The organism is Arthrobacter globiformis (assembly GCF_030818015.1).
GTDB classification, from domain to species: domain Bacteria; phylum Actinomycetota; class Actinomycetes; order Actinomycetales; family Micrococcaceae; genus Arthrobacter; species Arthrobacter globiformis_C.
Genome location: NZ_JAUSZX010000001.1, coordinates 1,291,927 through 1,313,448 on the forward strand (window position 1 = coordinate 1,291,927; position 21,522 = coordinate 1,313,448).

A 21,522-nucleotide genomic window follows, 5' to 3' on the forward strand; every position below is an offset into this window, starting at 1 on the left:
GCGGAACTGGCGGCGGGAACCTCGGGAACCTCCCCACCCGCGCCCTAGCCTCGCAAGCTCGGCCAGGGAACCCTGCGGGTGTGGGCCCCCTTGCTGTTGGAGACCTACTTCTCGCCGGCGCGCTCCAGTGCCTGGTCGTGCTCGGCGTGGGCCCGGCGGATCAGGTTCATGAACTCGGTCTCGTTCCGGATGAGGCGCTTGTACTTCTCCGGGAGCCTCTTCAGCTCCTGCTCCTCGCGGACAAGTTTGTCGAATATCCGCTCGCGCTCGGCGATGTCCGTCTCGTAGTTGAGGTCCACGTAGGAGGTGGCGTGTCGCTTAGCGTTGGAGACCATGGCCTTGGCCTTGCCTTTGGGGCTGAGCAGGGAACCGATGATGGTGACGGCGAGTACGCCGAGGATCACACTGAGCGACGTGCCCGTGCTGATTTCGACGACGTTCACGTGCTGACCGTCGTTGATGAACGGCAGGTTGTTCTCGTGCAGGGCGTGCAGGATCAGCTTCACGCCGATGAAGCCGAGAATGGCGGCGAGGCCATAGGAGAGGTAGGTGAGCCGGTCGAGGAGTTCGTCGATCAGGAAGAACAGCTGCCGCAGGCCCATGAGCGAGAAGGCGGTGGCCGTGAACACGATGAACACGTTCTGCGTCAGGCCGAAGATGGCCGGGATCGAGTCCAGGGCGAAGAGAATATCCGTGGCGCCGATGGCCACCATCACCAGGAGCATCGGCGTGAGGACCTTCTTGCCGTCCACCTCGGTGAAGAGCTTGTCGCCGTCGAAATGCCCGGAGGCCGGCAGGAGCTTCCTGGCGAGCCGGACTACCAGGGTTTCGCTGTCGTCGTCGTGGTTGTCAGGCTTGAGCAGGTTGCCGGCGGTGATCAGCAGGATCAGCCCGAAGATGTAGAACACCCAGGCGAAGCTGTTGATCAGCGCGGCGCCGAGGAAGATGAAGCCGGTCCGGGCGAGCAGCGAGAAGACAATGCCGAACAGGAGCACCTTCTGCTGGTGTTTGCGGGGCACCTTGAAGCTGGACAGGAGGATCAGGAAGACGAAGAGGTTGTCCACGGACAGTGCCTCTTCCGTCACGTAGCCGGCGAAGTACTCGGTGCCCATCTTGGAGCCGCCGAAGAACCAGACGCCCAGGCCGAACGACAAGGCCAGGCCCACGTAGATGGCGGACCAGGTGGCCGATTCCTTCAGGGTGGGGGTGTGGGCCTTGCGGACGTGGAAGAAGAAGTCGAAGGCCAGGAGCGCGACGATTCCGGCGATCGTGAGGGTCCAGACGATAGGGGAAACTTCCATGCTGCCTCTTTCCTGAATGTGATTCGGACGGAGCGCTTGGAATCAACCCTACCCAGCCTTCCCAACTGACTCGCAGTGGTTGGCGTTCTGAGGGCTCAAAACGACAACTACTGCGAGTCGGTTGAGAAAAGCGCCGGCGCTCAGCCGTACATCAGCGAGCCCGGCGTGGTGAGCTGCCGCCCGGTCTCGAGCCAGGTCTTCAGGCCGGAGAGGATCATCGGCCAGCCGCCGTAGAGCTGTTCGTTGGCGCCTTCGCGGAGCTGGTCGTGCGTGACGGTGAGGTGGCAGGAGTCGTCGCCCACCGGCTCGATTTCCCAGGTGACCCGGGAGGTGCCCTCCGCCTTCACGTCCTCGCCCCACAGTGCGCGCATGGTCTGCACCAGCCGGCGCGGGGGATCGACCTCCAGGTTCTCGCCCTCACCCAGCAGTGCCCCGGCCTTGGGGTTGCCCATCTCGAAGCGGGAGCCCGGCGTCCAGTCCGACTTCAGCGTGTTCCCGAACTGGTACTTGCTGCGGATATCGCTGTCCGTGATGGCTTCCCAAAGCCGTTCCGGAGTGGTCTTGATGTAGATTTCGAAGATCTTTTCCATGGGACTTTCCAATCGGGTCTTGAGGTCGCTAAGCGCAGCGGCCCATGGTTCTGCATATTTGCTCACCCAGCGGTCGTGGACGAGCCTGATGGGCACCGGATTGAGGAAGTGCAGTTTCTCGCGGCCGCGGCGTCGGGTCACCACGAGGCCCGCCTCCTCCAGGATCTTCAGGTGCTTCATGACGCCGAAACGGGTGATCTCGAACCGTGCCTCCAGAGCACCCAGCGTCTGGCCGTCCTCGAGGAAGAGTGCGTCCAGCAGGTCCCTGCGGATGGGGTCGGCGAGGGCCTTGAATACGGCGTCCACACGGTCAGGATAGGTGACCATTTGGTCACATGTCAATGGAGGCGGGCTGAGTCGGCCCTAGCCCGCCACCACCTCCTTCGCCGCTTGCGACGCCTTCATCCACTCGCTCAGCCAAGGGGCCCGGACGCTTGAGGTGATGCGGCAGTCGGCTACGAAGGTTCCATTGGCGCCGGCGTCGATCCAGTCTTTGAGCGCAGAAAGGTCCGCCAGCGAGCGGATGATTGCCGACTCGGCCCCGAGTGCGCGGGCGATGCCATTGAAGTCCACTTCAGGGATCAGCATGGGCTTTTCGGTGAGGCCCTGTGAGCCGTACTGATGGATCTCGGCCCCGTAGGCGGCGTCGTTATAGATCACGACGACGGCGCTGCTCGCCGAGCCCACGAGCGACTCCAGATCGGACAGGCCCATCAGGAATCCGCCGTCGCCCGCGGCCAGCACCAGGGTGTTGCCGTCGTCCACTGCCCGGGCGGCCCCGACGGCGCTGGCGAGGCCGAGCCCAATCGACTGGAAGGCGGTTCCCACCATGACCAGGTCCTGGGGGCGCGGAATGCGCCAGTACATGGGTGCCCAGCCGAGGAAGTGCCCGCCGTCCTGGACCACGGTGCGGCGTTCCGGCAGGATGGCGTCCAGTGCCGAGGCAAGCGCCCGGGGGTCAAGGCGGCCGTCCGGGGTTTCCGCGGTGCCGGGGTGGTGGCAGGGTCCTTCGGCCAGTCGCTTGAGTGCTTCCGCGCGCCAGGCTTTGGATGCATCGGCCCCGGAGGGGGCGGCGCCATCCAGCAGCCGCAGGACCCGGGCTGCGGCGGCCTTCGCGTCCGCACTGACGAACATGTCCACCCGCGGGTTCGTCGGCTCCATGGCGGTGTCGACCTGGATAACGGTGGCGTCCGGGCCGATCAGGTGCCCGAAGCGCATGGTGAAGGGGCTCAGGCTTGCCCCGGCCACGAGCACCACGTCCGCCTCGTCCATGAGCCCGGCGGCGGTATCCGTCCCGAAGCCGCCCGCGACGCCGAGGTACCCCTCGCCCTGCAGCAGGTTCAGCGCCAGTGCGGTCCCGGCTGTGAGCGCGCCGAGGCGGTCGGCGAGTTCCCGGAGTTCGGGGCCGGCGCCGGCGAGGTGGGCACCGCGGCCGGCCAGGATGAGCGGCCGCTTCGCGCCGGCCAGCAGTTCGGCCGCCCGTCCAAGCCCGGCGTCGACGGCGTCCGCAACTGCAGCTGCCGGCGGCGCGGGAAGCTCTTCCTCCGCTGCTTCAAGCGCGCCAAGGTCGTACGGAATGGCGATGACGACGGCGGTCCGCCGGGCAAGTGCGTACTCCACCGCTTCCTGGGTGATGGAGCCCGCAGCTTCACGGGTGACCGTGAAGGTCGCCGCTCCCAGCCCGGCGGCGATTGCCGCCTGGTCCACGTCCCAGGGACGGAGGCCGCTGCTCGGGGCGTCCCCTGTGACGAGCACGACCGGGATCTGCGCCTTGACCGCTTCCGCGAGGGCCGTCAGGGCGTTGGTGTAGCCGGGACCGTAGGTGGTGGTCCCCGCCGCGAGGCGCCCGGATGCCCGGTAGTAGGCGTCCGCCGCCGCGATGGCGCCGCCTTCATGGCGAACGGCGGTGAAGCGGAGGCCCTCCTTCTCGGCGGCGTCCAGGAAGTAGACGTTTCCGTTGCCCATCACGCCGAACACGTCGCTGAGATAGCTGCTGAGAACCTGCGCAACGCGGCCGGACACTGTCAGTGAAGTCATGCAGGAATCGTCGGATCCAGACTCGCAATAAGCAAGAGACAAGATTTCTGCTGTGATATTTGTCAGTAAAATCTGGGAACACTGCAAATATGCTCAAGCGTAGCCGCGGTCACTCGCCCTAGCCCGATGTGCGAGATTCCTGCTGCGACAGCCGGTTCAGCAGGCCGTCGAAGCGGGGCGGCATGAGTTCCAGGACCGAAATGGCCGTGCTGGTCCGCTGGATCCCCTCGATTTCCAGGATCTGGTTGGTGATGCGGTAGAGATCGGCCGTATCCCGGGCCACCACTTTGGCCATGAGATCCGCGTCCCCCGTGGTGGCATGCACCTCGATGACCTCCGGAATCGCTTCGAGTCCGTTTTCCACCGAGCCGGCGCGGGTCTGGCTGATGGCCAGGGAAAGGAAAGCCATCAGGCCGTAGCCGAAGGCTGCGGGGTCCAGCCTCCGGCTGAAGGACCCTAGGGCGCCGCCGCGCTCGAGCCTGGCCAAGCGCGCATGCACCGTGTTCCGTGCGACGCCGAGTGTCCGGGAAAGTGCCAGGGCGCTGGCCTCCGGGTCCTTATCGAGGGCGAGGATGATCCTGGCGTCCAAGGAATCAAAGGCGCGGGGATTCGGGATGGTCATATATTCACCACAGACGTTAGAAGTTGAGCAGAAATCCCAAGGGACCAAGAGTATCTTGCAATGTGGCCCCGGTCACTTCCATGATCAAGCCTCATGACCACAGATCAGATCCTGACGGCAACCGAAACCGCGCACCCCATCCTGCGTGCGGCGGTCTCGGGCCTGCCGTCCTACGTCCCGGGCCGGCGCAGTGCCGGCGCGGACGTCGCGGCCCTCGCCAGCAACGAAAGCCACTACGAACCCCTTCCCGCGGCCGCCGCCGCGGTGGCCGAAGCGGCCAGCAGGATGAACCGCTACCCGGACATGGCCGCCGTCGAGCTCCGCGAACGGATCGCCGGGCACCTCGCCGTCAGCGCCGGGGAAATCGCGGTGGGACCCGGCAGCGTCGGCGTCCTCCAGCAGATCATCACCGGGATCTGCGACGCCGGCGATGAAGTGATCTTCGCGTGGCGGTCCTTCGAGGCCTACCCCATCCTGGTGGAGTTGGCGGGCGCCCGGCCGGTCCGCGTCCCGCTGGACGATGCCGAGGGCCACGATCTTGACGCCATGGCCGCCGCCGTCACCGAACATACCAAGGTGATCCTTCTGTGCACCCCCAACAATCCGACCGGCGTTCCCATCAGCCACCAACGCATTGAGGCTTTCCTCCGCTCCCTCCGTTCCGACATCCTCGTGGTGATCGACGAGGCCTACGTGGAATACGCCGAAGCAGGCAGCGGCCCCGACTCCCTGGCGCTCTACCGCGAGTACCCGAACGTCTGCGTCCTGCGAACATTCTCCAAGGCCTATGGGCTGGCCGGCCTGCGCGTGGGGTATGCCGTGGCAGCTCCAGGCATCGCGGAGGGGCTGCGCCGGACCGCCGTACCCTTTTCGGTGACCGCCCTGGCCCAGAAGGCTGCTGTCGCTTCGCTGGACGCGGCCGACCAGATGCAGGCGAGGGTCGCCGTCGTCAAGGAAGAGCGCTCGCGGTTGGCCGCACGGCTGGAAGCCCAGGGCTGGAAGCTGCAGCCAAGCCAAGGCAACTTCCTGTGGATCCGGGCAGACGATGACCTCCGGGCGAGGCTCGTGGCAGCATTCGACCAAGCGGACATCCTGGTCCGCGCATACCAGGGCGACGGTATCCGGATCACCGTTGCCGACCCTGCTTCCAACGATCGCGTCCTCCAGGTTTTGCAAGCCGTCCTGGCAGCCCACGCGGCCTGAAAGCCCCGCCCGTTCCACCTTTACCCGTTCCACCTTTACCCGTTCGACAGACAACCCAGAGGAATCCCCATGGAACAACAGACAATGACGTCTGCCCAGCCGCTTGGCGCCGCCCTGAAACCCCGCCAGCTCACAATGATGGGACTCGGAAGCGCCATCGGCGCGGGTCTCTTCATCGGTTCGGGCGCCGGCATTCAAGCCGCCGGCCCGGCGGTGCTCATCTCATACCTGGTTGCCGGCACTCTCATCATCCTCGTGATGTGGGCCCTTGGTGAGATGGCTGCCGCCAACCCGGACAGCGGCGCCTTCTCCGTCTACACCGCCCGGGCCTACGGTCCCGTGGCCGGTGCCACCGTGGGCTGGCTCTGGTGGCTGCAGTTGGTGGTTGTCATCGCGGCTGAAGCCCTCGGTGCGGCAGGCCTGCTTTCCACGATCTTCCCCGCCCTGCCGGTATGGCTGATGGCCTTCGTGTTCATCGCGGTGCTCACTGCCGTGAACCTCACCCGGGTGAAGAACTTCGGCGAATTCGAGTTCTGGTTCGCGCTGCTCAAGGTAGCTGCAATCGTCGGCTTCCTCCTCATCGGCGTCGCCCTCCTCTTCGGCTGGCTGCCGGGCATCCAGTCACCGGGCCTGGCCAACTTCACCGGAGGCGATTTCGCTCCGCACGGTTTCGCGGGGATCGCCACGGCGCTCTTTGTGGTGGCTTTCGCTTTCGGCGGCACCGAGATTGTCTCTGTGGCCGCAGCCGAAACCCAGGATCCTGCCCGCAGCGTCGGAAAGGCTGTCCGCACGGTCCTCTGGCGCATCCTCATCTTCTACATCGGCGCGATCTTCATCATCGCGGCTGTGGTTCCCGCGGGCTCGGCGGGCCTGAAGAGCCCGTTCGCTGCCGTGCTGCAGGCCGCGGGCATGCCCGGCGCAGCCACCGCCATCACCTTCGTTGCCGTCGCGGCACTGCTCTCCGCCCTCAACGCCAACCTCTACGGGGCCTCCCGGATGGCGTTCTCCCTCGCCGAGCGCGGTGAAGCGCCGCGCTCGCTCGCTTTCGTGTCCAAGGCCCGGGTCCCGGTTGTCGCAGTCCTGGCCAGTGTCTCCTTCGGCGTCGTCACGGCCGTGCTCGAGGTGGCCTTCCCGGAGAAGATCCTTCCCATTTTGCTTAACATCGTGGGCTCGACGTCCCTGCTGGTGTGGACTTCGGCCCTGCTCGCCCAACTTGCACTGCGTCTGCGCGCGGACCGTGAAGGAACGGCCCTTCCGCTGCGGATGGCAGGCTTCCCCTGGCTGACGGGCCTTGGCCTGCTCATTCTCGCGGCCATCTTCACGGTCGGCTTCATCGGTGAGGATTCCCGTCCCCAACTCCTGAGCACCTTCGGCCTCGTGGCCTTCCTGGCTGTGGCGAACTGGCTGCACCACCGTTTCATGAAGCGCTCTGCCAAGGCCCCAGGCCGCGTGGAGTCGTCGGAGCGCGCCGAGCCTCCGGTGCTCATCGACTGAAGCCGGACTCCGGGCGGGGAGCGAATAGCACCCAAATCCAACGTCGGCTGATTACTCACGTCGACAGGGTCAGCAGCTTCCCGTCCGTCACGGCCTGGCGGGAGAGCGTCTTGTAGCCCTCCTGCTCGAACAGCACAGTGATCACATCCTCCTCGTGCCGCATGACGATGCCAGCGCCCCATTCCTTGTGCACCACGGCGGCCTGGAGCGGGAACGGCTCCCCGCCCGCGGCCGCCGCGGCGCCGTCGTCGTAATCCTCCTCGTAAGCGGAACCGTCAGTGCAGTTGTCGCAGTTGCCGCACGGCTCGGGCAGGTCCTCGCCGAAGTAGCCCAGCAGGAACTGGCGCCGGCACGCGTCCGTCTCCGCGTAGCCGCGCGCCATCTCGATCCGGGATCGGTCCACACGCTGCCGTGCTTCGGCGAGTTCGACGGCGTGTTCCACCACTTTGGGCAGTTTGGCGCCGGCCTCCAGCCGGACGCCGCGCTTGAGGGCTTTCACGGAACGGGTCTCCTGCAGTTCGTTCAGCAGCCCCGTCAGCCGGCGGCCGGGGATGCCGGTCTGCTCGGCGAGCGCCTTCTGGGTGATCGGGCCGTCGGCGGCGCGCAGGGCGGTGAGGACGGCGAGCAGCGCGTCCTCGTCCGGCTTGTGCGTGCCGAAGAACTTGCGCAGGCCGAGGTCCTCGGGCCGGTAGTGCAGGACGGCGGAGGCGGGCTGCCCGTCGCGGCCGGAGCGCCCGACCTCCTGGTAGTAGGCGTCCAGTGACTCGGGGATGTCGGCATGGATCACGAAGCGGACGTTGGGCTTGTCGATGCCCATGCCAAAGGCGGTGGTCGCCACCACGACGTCCAGCTCGTCGTCGAGGAACTGCTCGTGGACCTCATCCCGCTCGCCCTGCTTCCGGCCGGCGTGGTAGGCCGCGGCGCGCAGCCCGTGCTCGGCGAGTTCGGCGGCGTAGGTTTCGGTGTCCTTGCGGGTGGCAGCGTAGAGCAGTCCCGGACCGTTGAGCTCGGCGCGGAGTTCTGCCGCCTGCTCCACGACGGCGCGCTGCTTGTCCCTGTCCTCGAGGTGGCGGACGACGTCCAGCCGGATGTTGGGCCGGTCGAAGCCGTGGACCAGCACCTGCGGGTCCTTCATGCGCAGGCGCTGCTGGATTTCGTCGCGCACCGGGGGAGAGGCCGTGGCGGTCAGCGCGGCGACGGGTGGGTTGCCGAGCTGCCCGCGGACCTCGCCCAGCCGCAGGTAGTCGGGGCGGAAGTCGTGCCCCCAGGACGAGACGCAGTGGGCCTCGTCCACCACGAACAGCTGGACGTCCAGCGCCGCCAGCCGTGCCACGGTTTCGGTCTTGGCCAGCTGCTCGGGGGCGAGGAAGAGGAACGCGGCCTCGCCCCGTTCGGCCGCCTCCCACGCGTCCTCCACCTCGGAATCCTTCCGGCCGGAGTTGATGGCGACGGCGGACTCCCCGCCCAGGTCCTCCAGCAGGCCGTCCAGCTGGTCCTCCTGCAGCGCAATCAGCGGGGAGACGACGACGGCGGGACCGCGCCTTGCGCTGATGGCGGCGGCGCCGTCGGGATGCTTCACGCTGCCGTGGCCGCCGTGCATGAAGAGCGCGGCCACCTGGTAGATCGCCGACTTGCCGTAGCCGGTGGGCATCACGGCGAGCACATCCCGAGCGGAAACGAGGGCGCGCATGCCGGCGAGCTGGCCGTCCCGGAGGTGGGGGAGGCCGAGGTTTTCGGAGGCGATGCGGCGGAGTTCGGCGTCGGCGGCTCTACCGGTGCCGGCTTCAGATTCCGCGTCTGAGGCGGCGGCGTCTGCGGGGGCGAAGGCTTCGGTCATGGTGGCAGCTCCGTAGGGGCGTTCCAGGGGCCGGGTGTCTTCAGCCGTGAATCCACCCTAGTCCCAGGCCCGCCCCGACGTCATGCCTCCCGACCGGTCAGAGGGTCCGGGCGCCCCGCTCCACCGCCGGGAATCGCGTATGGGAGTGGAATCTCGCGGTCGCATGCGCGGCCCTGGACTTGGGGATGATGATTTCCCCGTGGCCACCGCGGCTCATGTCGCGGATGAGGCCTGTTCCGGCGATCTCCCTGGTGTAGGAAATCCCGGCAACAGCAGCCTGTTTGGTGGGGTACTTCACCGAGGTCGCAACCAGTGTTCCTGCGCCATCCAGAAGCCTGACGCGGAAGCCGCCGTCTGGAGCATCAACGATTTCAAAGTGTCCGGCCATGATAATTCCCTCCGTTCGCGCTGCATGTCCTGGCATGTCCCCTAGGTCTATTTTGGACCTTTCCCGCCCGGACGAACCGCCCGATTTTTGCCGGCGGATCGTGCCGCCCGGTTCGGGAAGCAACGCGCCATTGAAGCCGTGTTGCGGCGGGAGGACAATGCAACCGCCATACACAGCCACAAGCACTAAGGAGCACGGGATGGCTGGCGGACAGGGATTGATCAAGCGCTTTTACGACGAGGTACTGACGGGCGGCAATCTGTCGCTCATCGACGAGATGGTGACGGACGATGTCGTCGACCACGAGGAGGGCTTTCCCGGCCAGCCCCCGGGCAAGGAGGGCGTGAAGTTCTATGTGAACGCCATCCGGACCGCGTTTCCGGACCTCGCAGTGAAGACCTCCGAGCCGGCACTTGCTGACGGGAATCTGGAGGCCGTCCACACCATCCTCACGGGGACGCACCAGGGCGACTTCGCCGGGGTGCCGGCCAGTGGCAACAGCGTTGAGTTCTCGGGCATCGACATCATCCGCGTCGAGGACGGCAAGGTGGCCGAACACTGGGGATCGACGGACATGCTGAACCTGATGCAGCAGATCGGAGCCGTGCCAAAGTAGGGCTTGAACAGCAACCCCAAAAGAGAGCAAAGGTACGACGACGGCGGGCGGGGACCGCCGTCGTCGTTGCCTTCACGGCGCGTCTTCCGGGACGCGCCGTGGCGTCCCCGCGTGCCCTCCGGAAGCCCTGTATTATCCCTTCAGGGGGCGGTGACGCCAAAGCGTCAAACTGGGGGACAGCAGCAGATGTGCAAGCCATAAAGCCTTAAGCAATCGGGCTTTTTGAAGCCATGTGCCCGCTGTCGGGCGACGTGTCATTCACCACAAATTTCCGCTCACAGGGCGTTCTTTGTGCAGGTGGACTGTCCGCTCGCCGCACCCTTCCGCACCACCCCCTTCCGCACTGCCCACCTTCTTCCTCACTCCGCCACCTCGGCGACCCCTGCCGTCGCCTGCCCTGAAAGGACCGCAATGAGCCACCCCGGCCCAACCCCGCCGCCGCCGCCCTCCGACTACACCACCTACGGCGCGCCGCAGTATGCGAACGGGCAGTTGTTGGACGGGCAAAACGCTGGGCAGGCGTATCCGGGGCAGTACGGGGCCTTCCCGGGGCAGTACGGAGCGGAACCGCAGAAGTCCTTCCTGGTCACCTGGCTGTTTTCGCTGCTCCTTGGCGGCCTGGGCGTGGACCGCTTCTACCTCGGCAAGATCGGCACGGGCATCGCCAAGCTGCTGACGCTGGGCGGCCTGGGCACCTGGTCGCTCGTGGACCTGATCGTCACACTGGCCGGAAGGCAGACGGACAAGAACCGCCGGCCGCTGGCAGGGTATGCGCAGCACAAGAAGGTGGCCGTTGTGGTCACGGTTGTCCTTTTGGTGGTCAACCTGGTGATCGGTGTCTTCAGCGGGATTGCTGCTGCCGCTGTTGTCCGGCAGGCCGCCACCCCGCCGATCATCTCTGCGGCGCCTGTCACGCAGGAGAGCGCCGCCGGTTCCTCCGCGCAGCCCACAACCACCGAGGAAGCAGCTGCCGGGGAAGGCCGGCCCCACCTCGAGGCCCAGACGCTGACGGGTACCGGCGACGACGTCAAGACGGTTGACCTCAAGGGACTCCCGGCCGTGGTGACCTTCACTTGCAAGGCCTGCAGCGGCAACACCGCCCTGGAAACCAACGGCGCCGAGATACTGCTGGTCAACACCACCGGCGCCTACGCCGGTTCGCACCTCGTGGACACCAGCGCGGGTGCGCCCACCACCGAGTTCAACGTCAGCGCCGATTCCGCCTGGACGTTGAAAATCGAGGACATCGACAGCGTACCGACCTCCACGGACAAGGTCAGCGGCCACGGGGACAAGGTCCTCTACTGGGACGTGGCCAGCGACAAGGCAACCATCACCAACAAGGGCGAAAGCAACTTCCTGGTGCAGGGCTTCGGCAGCGAGGTTCCAGAGCTGGCAGTCAACAAGATCGGCGATTACAGCGGCACCGTGAAGCTCAGCCCCGGCTTCGTCCAGGTCAACTCCGACGGCGACTGGACCATCACGGCGAAGTAGCAGCGCATCTCAACTGAACGGGTACACCCAACTGACTCGCAGTTGTTGTCGTTATGAGCCCTCAAAACGACAACAACTGCGAGTTACTTGGGAAACCGGACTGCACACATGACGACTCGCGCTTCAGGCCGGGGCCGGATCTGACCAGCAAAGAACTCAGCGACCACACCCCTCAGGGTGTCGCGTGGTGGAAGAACTGGGACGGCAAGGGCAACAATTTGCTGCTCGTCTCAACCTAGGGCAAGGGCAGGGCGCATATCGTCGGCCAGCACGCTGACCTCTCTGCCGGGCGGCAAGATCCATCTCGGAACCCTGCACTGCATTGAGCAGGAGGACTTCGTCGGTGATGACGAGATCCGGATCCGGATCGAGGACCAGAACCTGGGGAAGTCCGTGCAGATCAGCGAGGGCGACAAGAACAAGATCGACAGGACGCTCCAGTTCACCGGCAAGGTTTCGGTGAAGCTCTATGAAAACGACGTCGAGGGCGATGACTACCTCGGTCAGCAGGTCCTCGAACCCGGAGGCAAGGACGGGATCATGGAGTTCACCAAAGACGGCGCCAAGTACCGGTTGAGCTACAAGCTGACCTGAGCCCTCCGCTTTCTGACCTGCGCCCAACCGACTCCGCTGCGGGCGGGGCGTGTCCATGAGGCGCCGAGGGAGGCAGTTGCGTTCAACCCGCGACGTTGGCCAATGCGCCAGCCAGATCCTGCAGGGACGTCACCGTGTAGTCCGGGTCTACCGCTGGCGGTGTTTATGGTGCAGGGCGTAGCTGTCAAAGACCGCTGAAGTGGTGTCGCCCGGGTGGCCGAACTTGCCGCGGAGGACTGCCGCCAGCTCCTCCAACGATGCATCGAGCATTCGTCCGGCAAACAGGAGCTCGGTGTTCGGGCTTTGTTGAGCCTCAGCAGCCAACTGCTGGGCGTAGGAGATGGTGTCCGGCAGGGAACCCCGTTGTTCGACCTCGCGGAAATAGTAGCTCTCGCGAAAGGACAGCAAATCGATGCTGACCGTGGCAACGTCTATGGCCAGGGATTCCAGCAGCGCAGCGGCGTGCAAGGGTTCCAGTCCTGCAATGCCGTTAGGTTCAACTGATTCCCTGATCAGGTTCAGATGGTGGGCAAGGGCTCGGCGGCGGTTGAGCGCCGGGAACAGCTGCAGGAACCACGAGACTGTGGCTGTCAGCAGCCCGAACCCCGTGATCGCCTGGAGTCCTGTCAGCAGCCGGATGATCGGCGAGCCGGCAACCACTTCTCCGAACCCCACTGTTGAGAGGCTCACCATCGATATGTAGGCTGCTTCGGCGAAATCTCCTTGCTGTGGCACGCCGTCCCCGTACACGAAACCTTCCGGGAGGTGCGGCAAGTAAAGCAGCGCCCACCCCGCAATCGCCAGACCTGCCCATGCGGCAATGACGGCGGCCATCGCCACAGGAGCGGCCAGTGTGCCGGGGCGCCCTTTCAACCTTCGCGAGAGGAACCAGAAGACACGCATTATTGTTCTGCACACAGGTCCGGAGCCGTGCGGATAAAGGAGGGTATGGAAGACGTCCGCGAGCATCAGAAGAATCAGTCCGGCTCCCAGTACCGTCAAGAGCGTGTCCTCGAAGTGCATGTCTCATCCTACGGGCGAACGAATCCCGGGGCTGGAGGCTCCGGGAGGGGTACCGGACGCCGGGGCTGGGCGGCCGGGATGCCGTAGCGCTGCACGCCGTCCCGGATGAGCGCGTAGCTGCTTGAGGATGATCAATCAGCCCAACGGAAAGACGCCGATGAACCAGAAAAGGGCGACGGCAAAGACAGCGAAGAACGGAATCAGGCAGCCCAGGGTGATTCTCGTCTTGGAGGAGACGTGGAAGGACTCGTCGGGGTTGGCTGGGTTGTAAGCGACCTCTAGCGGCGACCCCGGCACCGGCTGTTCGGCAAACGAAAGCTCTGATTCCCCCATGAACAACGTACCGTGGGAGTCGGTGAACTGGTACGTGGGCCAGAAGCGGCGGTTGCGCCTCATGTTGCCTGCGCCGCCGCTCCAGCCGTCCCGGCTGCCGGTCACGGCGGCCTGCACCCTTGGCCAACCGGCTGTTAGCTGCTCGTGCCGCCCGGCCTTCCTGACCACGTGGAGGACGGAGTAGACGGCGCCGGCAACAAACAGCGCCCAAATGACGTACAGCACGATTTTCAAGTGATCCCCCAAGGTTCACCAAGCAGTATGCCAGTTTGCCCTGAACTCAGCAGAATGCCGCGGCCGGGAGGTCCAATCCGTGACCTGCCTGTGAGAGGAGTTGTCACGCCGACCCGTGCTGGCATACTTCACTGCGACGACAATTTGGAACCGAAGCAGGCAGGACCAGAATGCAGCACGGGAAGCCCGGCAACAGCCACGGGGACGGCGCCAGCCAGGATAACGAGGTCCGTGCCCACCATGACCTGGCACTGGCCCGGGGCGAGAAGCGCGTCCTGTGCCGCACCACGGAGGGCAGGCTCTACAGCTACGCCAAGGACGAGATCGGTGTGGTCTCCGCCAGCTCCCACCCCGCCGTGCTGTCAGCTAGAGGGTTCATAGTCATGGTGGTGTTCTTCGCGGCCCTCGCCGTGTTTTCTGTCCTGCTCGTGGCCGGGCCCACCAGTCAGGGCCAGGACCCGATGTGGGGAGCCCTGGTTCTGACCGCAGCGGGCGGTGCCGGCGCCCTATACGCCGGCCGGTTGGCCGGCACCGCCGCCCGCGCCAAGCGCCTCCGCATCGAACGAGGAATTCCGGAGCCGAGCTCCCGGCAGCTCAACTGAAAGAAAAGTTCAACTGAGAGAAAACGGTGATGCGCACTTGTGGCGCGGCCTGTGGCCCACATGGTGGACCACGAAACTCCAGCCGACGGGCGTCCCGCTGTCCCCAGTGATCGGCCGCCGCGGCGTCCGCGGACTACGCTGGCCAACATGAAGCAGACTGACCGTGCCTCCGCTGCGGACGCCGCCGCCGTCGAACCTTCCACCGAAGAGTCCGGCAAAGCGCGCAACGCCGCACAGCAGAAGGTGCTGGAGAAACTGACTGCGGCCGGAATCAGCGCCGACAGCTCGCCGCGCCGGCTGGCCGAGTATGCGTACGACGCCTCCAACTACCGGGTGCCCCCGCTGGCCGTGGTGTTCCCGCGGTCCGCGGAAGACGTAGTGGCAGCGCTCGCGGTGTGCCGGGCGACGGGAACGCCACTGATCAGCCGCGGCGGCGGCACGTCAATGGCGGGCAACGCGATCGGGCCAGGCGTGGTGCTGGACTTCTCCCGGCACATGAACCGGATCCACGGGATCGACGAGGCGGCAGGCGCCGTGGCCGTGGACCCGGGCGTGGTGCTCGCCGTGCTCACACGCGAGGTGGAGCAGGCAACCGGCAACCGCTTCACCTTCGCCCCGGACCCGTCGTCGAAGAACCGCGCCACCGTGGGCGGCTCGCTGGGCAACGACGCGTGCGGCAACCATTCTGTCCGCTACGGCCGCACGTCTGACCACGTGGTGGAGCTCGACGTCGTCACCTCCGATGGTGCCCGGCTCACCGCCACTGCCACGGGGCTGCGCGCCACGCACCCGGAGGACAAGCAGGCAACGGCGCGCGCCGCTGCGCTGACGGATGAGCTCAAGGAACTGGCCCACAACAACCTGGCCGACTTCCGCGTGGAGCTGGGCCGGATCCAGCGGCAGGTCTCGGGGTACCACCTGGACAACCTGCTGCCGGAGAAGGGTTTCAACGTCGCCCGGGCCCTGGTGGGCTCCGAGGGTACGTGCGCGATCCTCACCGGAGCCCGGATGAAGCTGGTGCCCAAACCGGCGAGCGCTCTACTGGTGTGCCTCGGCTACGCGGACGTGGTGGACGCGGCGCGGGACATCGAAACCATCCTCGAGTTCTCCCCGGCTGCGGTGGAAGGCATCGATGAGGCGATCGTGGATACGATGCGCTTCCGCCGCGGCGAGGGCGCCGTAGTTGGTCTGCCGGAGGGCAAGGCCTGGCTGTATGTGGATCTCGACGGTGACGATCCCGCCGAAGTCGAGTCCGAGGCCAACCGGTTGCTGGTTCGCCTCCAAGAGAACGGGCGCCTCGTCGCGGGCCGGCCGGTGCCCGACCCGATGGAGCGGGCCTCGCTGTGGCGGGTACGCGAGGACGGGGCCGGGCTTTCGTCGCGCCTGTCCACGGGCGGTGAGTCTTGGCCGGGGTGGGAGGATTCCGCCGTCGCACCGAAGAACCTGGCCGATTACCTGGCGGACTTCCGCGGGCTGCTGGACAGCTACGGCCTGCACGGCGTCATGTACGGGCACTTCGGTGCCGGCTGCATGCACATCCGCATTACGTACGACCTGCGCTCTGAGGAGGGCCGGGACGTGTTCCGCCGGTTCTCGGCCGACGCCGCGCGGCTGGTGGTGCGGCACGGCGGCTCGCTCTCCGGCGAGCACGGCGACGGCCGGGCCCGGTCGCAGCTGCTGCCGCTGATGTATTCGCCGCGCATGCTGGAGGCGTTCGCCGCCTATCGCGGGGTGTGGGACCCGGCCGGCATCCTGAACCCGGGCTCGCTCACGGATCCGGATCCGATGGATGAGAACCTGGCGCTGGACGGGGTGCCGCAGCGCGAGTGGCGCACCAGCTTCGACCTCCGGCCGCTGCACTCCGGCGGGGGATCCACGGCTGAGACGGACAATCCGGCACACGCGGGCGGAGGTGGCATAGACCCGTGGGTCCACGCAGTCCAGGGCTGTATCGGCGTGGGCCGCTGCCGCACCGATGCCGGCGGCGTGATGTGCCCCAGCTACCGGGCAACCCGCGACGAGAAGGATTCCACCCGAGGCCGTGCCCGCGTGCTGCAGGACATGGTCCGAGGGGCGCGCACCGTGGAGGAGGGCTGGAAGTCCGAGGAGGTCCGCGAGGTGCTGGACCTCTGCCTGTCCTGCAAGGCGTGCTCCAGCGACTGCCCCACCGGCGTGGACATGGCCAGCTACAAGTCGGAGTTCCTCGACCACTACTACCGGGGCCGGAGGCGTCCGCTTTCGCACTTCTCCCTGGGCTGGCTGCCGCGCTGGCTGAAGCTGACCGGCCGCGTGGCGCCGCTGGTCAACGCTGTGCTGGCCACGCCGCTGGCCAAGGTGGCGGCCGTGCTGGGTGGGCTCACGACCGAGCGCTCGATGCCTCGGTTCGCGGGCGGCAGCGAATGGCGCAGGGAGGTTGCCGCGGCCGGCGTGGCGATGCCGGGCAGGAACGCCAGGAAGCACGACGGCGGGACCCGGCTGAGTGCCGACGTCGCCGCTCGCGCAGGCACTGAAGGTGCCGATGACGTAGATACCGGCGAGGGCGTAGTGCTGTTCGTGGACACGTTCACCAGGGGCTTCCGCCCCGAGGTGGCCGGGGCCGCGGCGCGGGTGCTGGCCGGCGCGGGGGAGCGGACCGAATGCTCGGCCGATGCCTGCTGCGGGCTGACCTGGATCTCCACAGGCCAGCTGGACACCGCCAAGAAGCTGCTGGGGAACGCAGCCGAAGTGCTGGACGACGGCACCGACCGCCCCATCGTGGTGGTGGAGCCCAGCTGCGCGGCCGCGCTGCGGAAGGATCTGCCCGAGCTGGTCCGCACGGACCAGGCCAAGCGGGTGGCGGCACGGGTGCGCAGCTTCGCCTCACATGTGGACCAGCTGGCAGGCGCCGGGTGGTCGCCGGCCCCGGCCGAACCGCTTCCGGAACGTGTGATGCTGCAGACGCACTGCCACGAGTACTCGGTCTTTGGTGCCGGAACGCAGCGGGCAGCGCTGGCCGCCGTCGGCATCACCGACGTAGTGGACGCCACCGGATGCTGCGGTGTGGCGGGCAACTTCGGCTTCGAGAAGGAGCACTACGAGGTGAGCATGCAGGTGGCCGAACAGGCACTTGCGCCGGCGCTGCGGAGCGCCGGCGCGGAGGGCGTGGTGCTGACCGACGGCTTCTCCTGCGCCATGCAGGTGAAGCAGTTGGACGCCGAGCGGCCCGGACGCCACCTTGCGCAGCTCCTCGATCCCGGCGCTGGTTGAGCCTCGATCAGCGGCAGCCTAGCCAGCCACAGCGTAAGCCTTCGGCAGTTTCAGCCCGCGCTCCTCCATGAGGGTGCGCAGTCGGGTGGGGTAGTCGGTGATGATGCCGTCCACGCCAAGGTCCATCAGGCGTGCCATGTCGGCGGTGGTGTTCACGGTCCACGGGACGACCGGCAGGCCGAACTCGTGGGCTTCGGCGATCATTTTCGGGGTTACGGACGCGAAGGCGGGGGAGATGACGTCGTAGCCCTGTGCCTTGGCGGCCTTGGCCAGGGAACCGTCGTAGTCATCGATGTCGATGCCGCCGAGTTCGGGCGCCGCACCGGGCTTGCCCACCTGCAGCCACGCATCGCCGCTGGAGAGTGCCACGAGCGGCAGCTGCGGGGCGATCTTCCTCGTGTAGTTCAGCGTGGACCAGTCGAACGACTGCACGGTGGTGCGGCCGGACATGCCCGCCATGTAGATCTCGGTGACCACGGCCTTGGTGAGCGCCACGGAGCCCCCGCCGCCGGCCTGTCCGTCCTCAACTTTGGTCTCCACGTTGAAGCGGACCTTCTTGGCAACGTACTCGTTGGCCAGCTGGAACACGTCCTTGAGCTCTGCGATGCGGTTGCCCTCGACCACCCGCTGCTCCGGGTAGCCGGGCAGCTGCTTGAAACCGCAGTTCAGCGTCTTGATCTGGGCCAGCGACAGGTCCGCCACCCGGTCGCCGACGTAAGGGAACTCGGGGTCGCCCGGTGTGGCCGCGGCGGTGTCCACGCACTTGTTGGCCTGGATCGTGTCGTCGTGCCAGACGATCACCTTGCCGTCCTCGGTCAGGTGCGTGTCCAGCTCCAGCGTGCTCACACCCAGCTTCAGCGAGTTCGCGAACGCGGCCAGCGATTCCTCGGTCCACTCGCCGCGGCCGCCGCGGTGCGACTGCAGGTCAAAGGAGCCGTTGCCCTCGTTCGTCTTGATAGCGGGCTTGGCTGTTCCTGCAGCGTTCGGCGACGGCGTTCCGGCGTCCGCCGTCGGGGCGGCGACGGCGGGACCCGCCGTTGAGGCAATGACGGCGGTGAAAAGCGCGACGGCGGCCGCTGCGGTCAGGACTTTGCGCATGGTTTTAGATCCTCCCGGAAGACGGTGGCCGGCGCTGAGCCGCCGACCCGTTCACCCTAGGGCGGCCAGGTGGCCTGCCGCCTGCGGGAAGGTGGCGCTGAGGTAAACGAGATTGTCGGGTCTTAAGGCTGTTTCCAGCCCGGCCCGGTTCCCTCAGACTGGAGAGCGGAAGGTAGGAGGCTCACCATGACTGTTCTGGTTGCCTATGCAAGTGCGATGGGTTCCACCCGGGAGATAGCCCAGCATGTTGCCTCACGTATGGCGGCTGCATTGAGCGGGGTCGAATGCCGGTCCGTGGAGGAGGTCGAGTCTGTCTCCGGCTACGAGGCTGTGGTGGTCGGCAGCGCCATCCACAACCAGGCGTGGCTGCCCCCGGCTTTGGAGTTCTTCACACAGCAGACGGCCGAATTGGCAAAACGGCCTGTCTGGGCGTTCAGCGTGGGAATGGCCGACGCCCTGCCAAAGCCGTTTCGCAATCGCGGTGCCGCACTTCAACAGCAACGCCTGGAACAAGTGCAGTTCCAGGAAGTTCCGCTTCGCGGCCACAGGGTCTTCTCCGGTGTGTTCAGGGCCGACCAGATGTCGGCACCGCTCCGGGCGTTGTTTCGGCTCATCGGCGGTCGGTTCGGAGACGTGCGGGACTGGGAGGCTGTCGACGCCTGGACAGACCAGATCACAGCCGAACTCGCTAAACCTGCCCCGTCCGCGTCTTCGGGCAGTGACCCGGCATAGTTTGGCCAGGAGACTGCCGTCTACGGCAGCCAGGCGGTGACGAAGCCGCCCCGGGACTGGTCGGGAGTCGGCTGCTGCTCCGGGCCGGACGCGGCTGGTTCAGATTGGTCTGCGGGGGCCAGCGACAGCACCCTGCCGTACCTGGAACACAGCTCCTCGACGGTGTGCCCGCCGCAGCGCCAGCCTGCTGACTCGAGCAACTCCACGGGATCAGGCGGATCGGCCCGCGCCAGCAGTTCGCTCATGGGCAGGCCCGTCTGCTGGCTGAACTCGAGCAGCTTGGCTTCAATGTCGTCGGTCTTTGGCAGGGCCACGGCACGCTCAATCACCGCCCGGGAGCCCGGCGCCGACAACGCCGCAACTTCCTCCAGCACCACACGCTGGGTAGCGGCATCAAGGTACGGTAGCAGGCCCTCGAGGACCCAGGTGGTGGGCTGGGCAGGGTCAAAACCGGCAGCCAGCAACGGCTCCCGCCACGGCAGGGAAAGGTCCGCAGCCAGGGTGATCAGCTCGCACACCGGCTTCGCCGAAAGCCGGCTCAGCACATGGGCCTTGAACTCCAGGACGTTGGCGCTGTCGATCTCAATGACCTTGGCACCTTCCGGCCACTGCAGCCGGAAGGCCCGGGTATCGAGCCCTGCGCCGAGAACCACCGTCTGCGCGGTGCGTGGGTCGGACCGCAGGAAGTCGTCGATAAACCTGGTCCGCATCCCGATGTAGATGGAAGCCAGCAGGAGCGGCTGCTGCAGGGGAGGAGCCTCCGCCGGTTCCGCCGGCCACACCGTCGGCAGGTCCAGGTGGGAGCGCGCGGCCACCACCAAGGCGGAAGCGAACGGATCCGCCACGAGCGGGTCGGCCCGCGACGTCTCGACGGCACGGCCCGCCGCCACGGCCAGTGCCGTCATCGGCAGCCCCTGGTCCTTAAATTTGGCGCCGCCCTCAAGTTCGGTGCTGCCCGTAGGTTCTGTCACGCCTCACCCTCCCGCTCGCTGGTTCCCTTTGGGTGAGCCTACTCCCGGTGATGCCTGTCAGACCTGCGCGGCGCTGTCCCACCAGCCTTCCCAAGCCGCGGACGTGAGCTGGCCCTGGGGAAAATCGGTATTCGACCCGGCCTCTCCGAATGTTGAGTTCCCGTCATTGGGCGAAGAATTGAAAAACAGGTTCAAGGTATTCCAAAGCATGGCTAATTCCTTTCAATTGACCTGCGGATGACCTTCTCTCAGGTAGGAATTAGCGTAGCCACGGCATGTTTCACAGCGTCGACCCAACGTTTCGTTCTTGTATCCATGTGCTCACATGGCAGGCCAGGACCTCTGCTGGTCATCCCACGGGCCGCGGTTGGCCACGATCAGTGGCAGCAGGGCAGCGGGGGAGGAGACAACGGCGGACGCCTGCGACGCTTCCCCGGCGTCCCCGTAGCCCCAGAGCACGAATATCGTCGGGATTCCGTGTTGGGCGGCTCCAGCGATGTCGTAGCTCCGGTCTCCGATCATCACGGGACCGGAGATGTCTACGCCTTCGGATTGAAGGCGGAGCAGCAGTTCGGCGACGACCTCTGCCTTGCTTGCTCTTCCGTCGCGGTCGGACGCCCCGCAGATGTTGATGAAGTAGCCCTCGATTCCAAACCTTCGTGCGAGTCTTACCGCTTGATCTTCCACCTTGGAGGTGGCGACAGCCATCGGCATGCCGGCCGAGTGCAGGTGGTCAAGCAGTTCGATGATCCCGTCGTATGGGCTGGACTGTTCAGCGCCGTGGTCGGCGTATGCCTTGCGGTAGTGTTGGAGGGCCCTTTGGGCGGTTATGTCGTCCAACCGTGAGACTGTTCTGAAGGACTCGATCATCGGCGGCCCGACGAATTGCCGCAGTTTGTCCATCGCGGGGACCTGCGCGCCTACGGCGGCCAGGGCCCGGGCAGCACTTGCCGTAACGCCGGGTGCTGAATCCAGCAGCGTTCCGTCCATGTCGAACAGGACGCAGCTAATGCCGGTGAGAGGTGGCCGAGCTTGCTGCAGAAGTGTCATTTTTCGAGTGCTTTCGGTCGTGGAGTTGGTTCGGTTGCGGGTGTGCCGGGGAAAATT

The 21,522-nt window shown here is 66.3% G+C and carries 20 protein-coding genes; 8 read left to right on the forward strand and 12 right to left on the reverse strand.

The window, feature by feature from the left end; genetic code table 11:
- Window positions 1-104: 104 nt before the first annotated feature.
- From QFZ23_RS06010 to QFZ23_RS06025, 4 genes are all read right to left on the reverse strand, one after another.
- Window positions 105-1,301, reverse strand: a complete 1,197-nt coding sequence (locus tag QFZ23_RS06010; RefSeq protein WP_306921261.1) for a TerC family protein — start codon at window positions 1,299-1,301, stop codon at window positions 105-107.
- 140 nt (window positions 1,302-1,441) lie between these two features.
- Entirely contained in the window at window positions 1,442-2,197 is a 756-nt protein-coding gene (locus tag QFZ23_RS06015; protein ID WP_306921263.1) for an ArsR/SmtB family transcription factor, read from the reverse strand.
- A gap of 57 nt (window positions 2,198-2,254) precedes the next feature.
- On the reverse strand, window positions 2,255-3,928 hold the full coding sequence (locus QFZ23_RS06020) for a thiamine pyrophosphate-binding protein (protein WP_306921264.1): 1,674 nt from the start codon (window positions 3,926-3,928) through the stop codon (window positions 2,255-2,257).
- A gap of 118 nt (window positions 3,929-4,046) precedes the next feature.
- A complete protein-coding gene (locus QFZ23_RS06025) occupies window positions 4,047-4,550 on the reverse strand; it encodes an Lrp/AsnC family transcriptional regulator (RefSeq protein ID WP_306921266.1) in 504 nt (167 codons plus the stop codon).
- Window positions 4,551-4,643: 93 nt separating this feature from the next.
- Between QFZ23_RS06025 and hisC the strand changes: the two genes are divergently transcribed.
- Together hisC and QFZ23_RS06035 are read left to right on the forward strand one after the other, a co-directional pair.
- Window positions 4,644-5,753, forward strand: a complete 1,110-nt coding sequence (gene hisC, locus QFZ23_RS06030; RefSeq protein ID WP_306921268.1) for a histidinol-phosphate transaminase — start codon at window positions 4,644-4,646, stop codon at window positions 5,751-5,753.
- 69 nt (window positions 5,754-5,822) lie between these two features.
- The gene (locus tag QFZ23_RS06035) at window positions 5,823-7,247 is read left to right on the forward strand and encodes an amino acid permease (protein ID WP_306921270.1); all 1,425 of its coding nucleotides are present in this window, start codon (window positions 5,823-5,825) and stop codon (window positions 7,245-7,247) included.
- A 55-nt stretch (window positions 7,248-7,302) separates the two neighbouring features.
- Here QFZ23_RS06035 and QFZ23_RS06040 read toward each other — a convergent pair whose 3' ends face one another.
- Together QFZ23_RS06040 and QFZ23_RS06045 are read right to left on the reverse strand one after the other, a co-directional pair.
- Window positions 7,303-9,084, reverse strand: coding sequence for a RecQ family ATP-dependent DNA helicase (locus tag QFZ23_RS06040; protein ID WP_306921271.1), 1,782 nt, complete (start codon window positions 9,082-9,084; stop codon window positions 7,303-7,305).
- Window positions 9,085-9,181: 97 nt separating this feature from the next.
- Window positions 9,182-9,472 carry a YegP family protein gene (locus tag QFZ23_RS06045; protein WP_306921273.1) on the reverse strand — a complete coding sequence of 97 codons (291 nt, stop codon included), beginning with the start codon at window positions 9,470-9,472 and terminating at the stop codon, window positions 9,182-9,184.
- Between the two features lie 199 nt (window positions 9,473-9,671).
- Here QFZ23_RS06045 and QFZ23_RS06050 point away from each other — a divergent pair, with 199 nt between their 5' ends.
- The 3 genes from QFZ23_RS06050 (at window position 9,672) to QFZ23_RS06060 (ending at window position 12,176) form a co-directional block, all read left to right on the forward strand.
- Window positions 9,672-10,088, forward strand: coding sequence for an ester cyclase (locus QFZ23_RS06050; protein WP_306921275.1), 417 nt, complete (start codon window positions 9,672-9,674; stop codon window positions 10,086-10,088).
- A gap of 411 nt (window positions 10,089-10,499) precedes the next feature.
- Window positions 10,500-11,582 (forward strand): TM2 domain-containing protein, encoded by a 1,083-nt coding sequence (locus QFZ23_RS06055; protein WP_306921277.1) that lies wholly within the window; start codon window positions 10,500-10,502, stop codon window positions 11,580-11,582.
- A gap of 393 nt (window positions 11,583-11,975) precedes the next feature.
- Window positions 11,976-12,176, forward strand: a complete 201-nt coding sequence (locus tag QFZ23_RS06060) for a hypothetical protein (protein ID WP_306921281.1) — start codon at window positions 11,976-11,978, stop codon at window positions 12,174-12,176.
- Between the two features lie 147 nt (window positions 12,177-12,323).
- On the opposite strand, the gene QFZ23_RS06065 is transcribed toward QFZ23_RS06060, so the two are convergent.
- Both QFZ23_RS06065 and QFZ23_RS06070 read right to left on the reverse strand, forming a co-directional pair.
- Entirely contained in the window at window positions 12,324-13,199 is an 876-nt protein-coding gene (locus tag QFZ23_RS06065) for a potassium channel family protein (protein WP_306921282.1), read from the reverse strand.
- 135 nt (window positions 13,200-13,334) lie between these two features.
- On the reverse strand, window positions 13,335-13,766 hold the full coding sequence (locus QFZ23_RS06070; RefSeq protein WP_306921283.1) for a DUF3592 domain-containing protein: 432 nt from the start codon (window positions 13,764-13,766) through the stop codon (window positions 13,335-13,337).
- Window positions 13,767-13,936: 170 nt separating this feature from the next.
- Between QFZ23_RS06070 and QFZ23_RS06075 the strand changes: the two genes are divergently transcribed.
- Entirely contained in the window at window positions 13,937-14,368 is a 432-nt protein-coding gene (locus tag QFZ23_RS06075) for a hypothetical protein (RefSeq protein WP_306921285.1), read from the forward strand.
- Between the two features lie 147 nt (window positions 14,369-14,515).
- A complete protein-coding gene (locus QFZ23_RS06080; RefSeq protein WP_306921287.1) occupies window positions 14,516-17,614 on the forward strand; it encodes an FAD-binding and (Fe-S)-binding domain-containing protein in 3,099 nt (1,032 codons plus the stop codon).
- 18 nt (window positions 17,615-17,632) lie between these two features.
- Here the strand turns inward: QFZ23_RS06080 and QFZ23_RS06085 are convergent, their stop codons facing one another.
- Complete coding sequence (locus tag QFZ23_RS06085) at window positions 17,633-18,712, reverse strand: glycerophosphodiester phosphodiesterase family protein (RefSeq protein ID WP_306921290.1); 1,080 nt, start codon at window positions 18,710-18,712, stop codon at window positions 17,633-17,635.
- 186 nt (window positions 18,713-18,898) lie between these two features.
- Here QFZ23_RS06085 and QFZ23_RS06090 point away from each other — a divergent pair, with 186 nt between their 5' ends.
- Window positions 18,899-19,444: a flavodoxin domain-containing protein gene (locus tag QFZ23_RS06090; RefSeq protein ID WP_306921292.1), complete on the forward strand. Its 546-nt coding sequence runs from the start codon at window positions 18,899-18,901 to the stop codon at window positions 19,442-19,444.
- Window positions 19,445-19,464: 20 nt separating this feature from the next.
- Here QFZ23_RS06090 and QFZ23_RS06095 read toward each other — a convergent pair whose 3' ends face one another.
- The 3 genes from QFZ23_RS06095 to QFZ23_RS06105 all read right to left on the reverse strand — a co-directional run bounded on the left by QFZ23_RS06095 (window position 19,465) and on the right by QFZ23_RS06105 (window position 21,465).
- Window positions 19,465-20,415, reverse strand: coding sequence for an SAM-dependent methyltransferase (locus tag QFZ23_RS06095; protein WP_306921294.1), 951 nt, complete (start codon window positions 20,413-20,415; stop codon window positions 19,465-19,467).
- Window positions 20,416-20,472: 57 nt separating this feature from the next.
- Window positions 20,473-20,625: a hypothetical protein gene (locus tag QFZ23_RS06100; protein WP_306921296.1), complete on the reverse strand. Its 153-nt coding sequence runs from the start codon at window positions 20,623-20,625 to the stop codon at window positions 20,473-20,475.
- A gap of 111 nt (window positions 20,626-20,736) precedes the next feature.
- The gene (locus QFZ23_RS06105) at window positions 20,737-21,465 is read right to left on the reverse strand and encodes an HAD hydrolase-like protein (RefSeq protein ID WP_306921298.1); all 729 of its coding nucleotides are present in this window, start codon (window positions 21,463-21,465) and stop codon (window positions 20,737-20,739) included.
- Window positions 21,466-21,522: the final 57 nt, after the last annotated feature.

Coding starts and splice junctions, on each gene's coding strand:
- QFZ23_RS06035 (WP_306921270.1), top strand. CDS start 5,823: ATGGAACAACAGACAATGACGTCTGCCCAGCCGCTTGGCGCCGCCCTG.
- QFZ23_RS06045 (WP_306921273.1), bottom strand. CDS start 9,472: ATGGCCGGACACTTTGAAATCGTTGATGCTCCAGACGGCGGCTTCCGC.
- QFZ23_RS06090 (WP_306921292.1), top strand. CDS start 18,899: ATGACTGTTCTGGTTGCCTATGCAAGTGCGATGGGTTCCACCCGGGAG.
- QFZ23_RS06025 (WP_306921266.1), bottom strand. CDS start 4,550: ATGACCATCCCGAATCCCCGCGCCTTTGATTCCTTGGACGCCAGGATC.
- QFZ23_RS06020 (WP_306921264.1), bottom strand. CDS start 3,928: ATGACTTCACTGACAGTGTCCGGCCGCGTTGCGCAGGTTCTCAGCAGC.
- QFZ23_RS06040 (WP_306921271.1), bottom strand. CDS start 9,084: ATGACCGAAGCCTTCGCCCCCGCAGACGCCGCCGCCTCAGACGCGGAA.
- QFZ23_RS06055 (WP_306921277.1), top strand. CDS start 10,500: ATGAGCCACCCCGGCCCAACCCCGCCGCCGCCGCCCTCCGACTACACC.
- QFZ23_RS06050 (WP_306921275.1), top strand. CDS start 9,672: ATGGCTGGCGGACAGGGATTGATCAAGCGCTTTTACGACGAGGTACTG.
- QFZ23_RS06105 (WP_306921298.1), bottom strand. CDS start 21,465: ATGACACTTCTGCAGCAAGCTCGGCCACCTCTCACCGGCATTAGCTGC.
- hisC (WP_306921268.1), top strand. CDS start 4,644: ATGACCACAGATCAGATCCTGACGGCAACCGAAACCGCGCACCCCATC.
- QFZ23_RS06085 (WP_306921290.1), bottom strand. CDS start 18,712: ATGCGCAAAGTCCTGACCGCAGCGGCCGCCGTCGCGCTTTTCACCGCC.
- QFZ23_RS06080 (WP_306921287.1), top strand. CDS start 14,516: ATGAAGCAGACTGACCGTGCCTCCGCTGCGGACGCCGCCGCCGTCGAA.
- QFZ23_RS06065 (WP_306921282.1), bottom strand. CDS start 13,199: ATGCACTTCGAGGACACGCTCTTGACGGTACTGGGAGCCGGACTGATT.
- QFZ23_RS06010 (WP_306921261.1), bottom strand. CDS start 1,301: ATGGAAGTTTCCCCTATCGTCTGGACCCTCACGATCGCCGGAATCGTC.
- QFZ23_RS06100 (WP_306921296.1), bottom strand. CDS start 20,625: ATGCTTTGGAATACCTTGAACCTGTTTTTCAATTCTTCGCCCAATGAC.
- QFZ23_RS06075 (WP_306921285.1), top strand. CDS start 13,937: ATGCAGCACGGGAAGCCCGGCAACAGCCACGGGGACGGCGCCAGCCAG.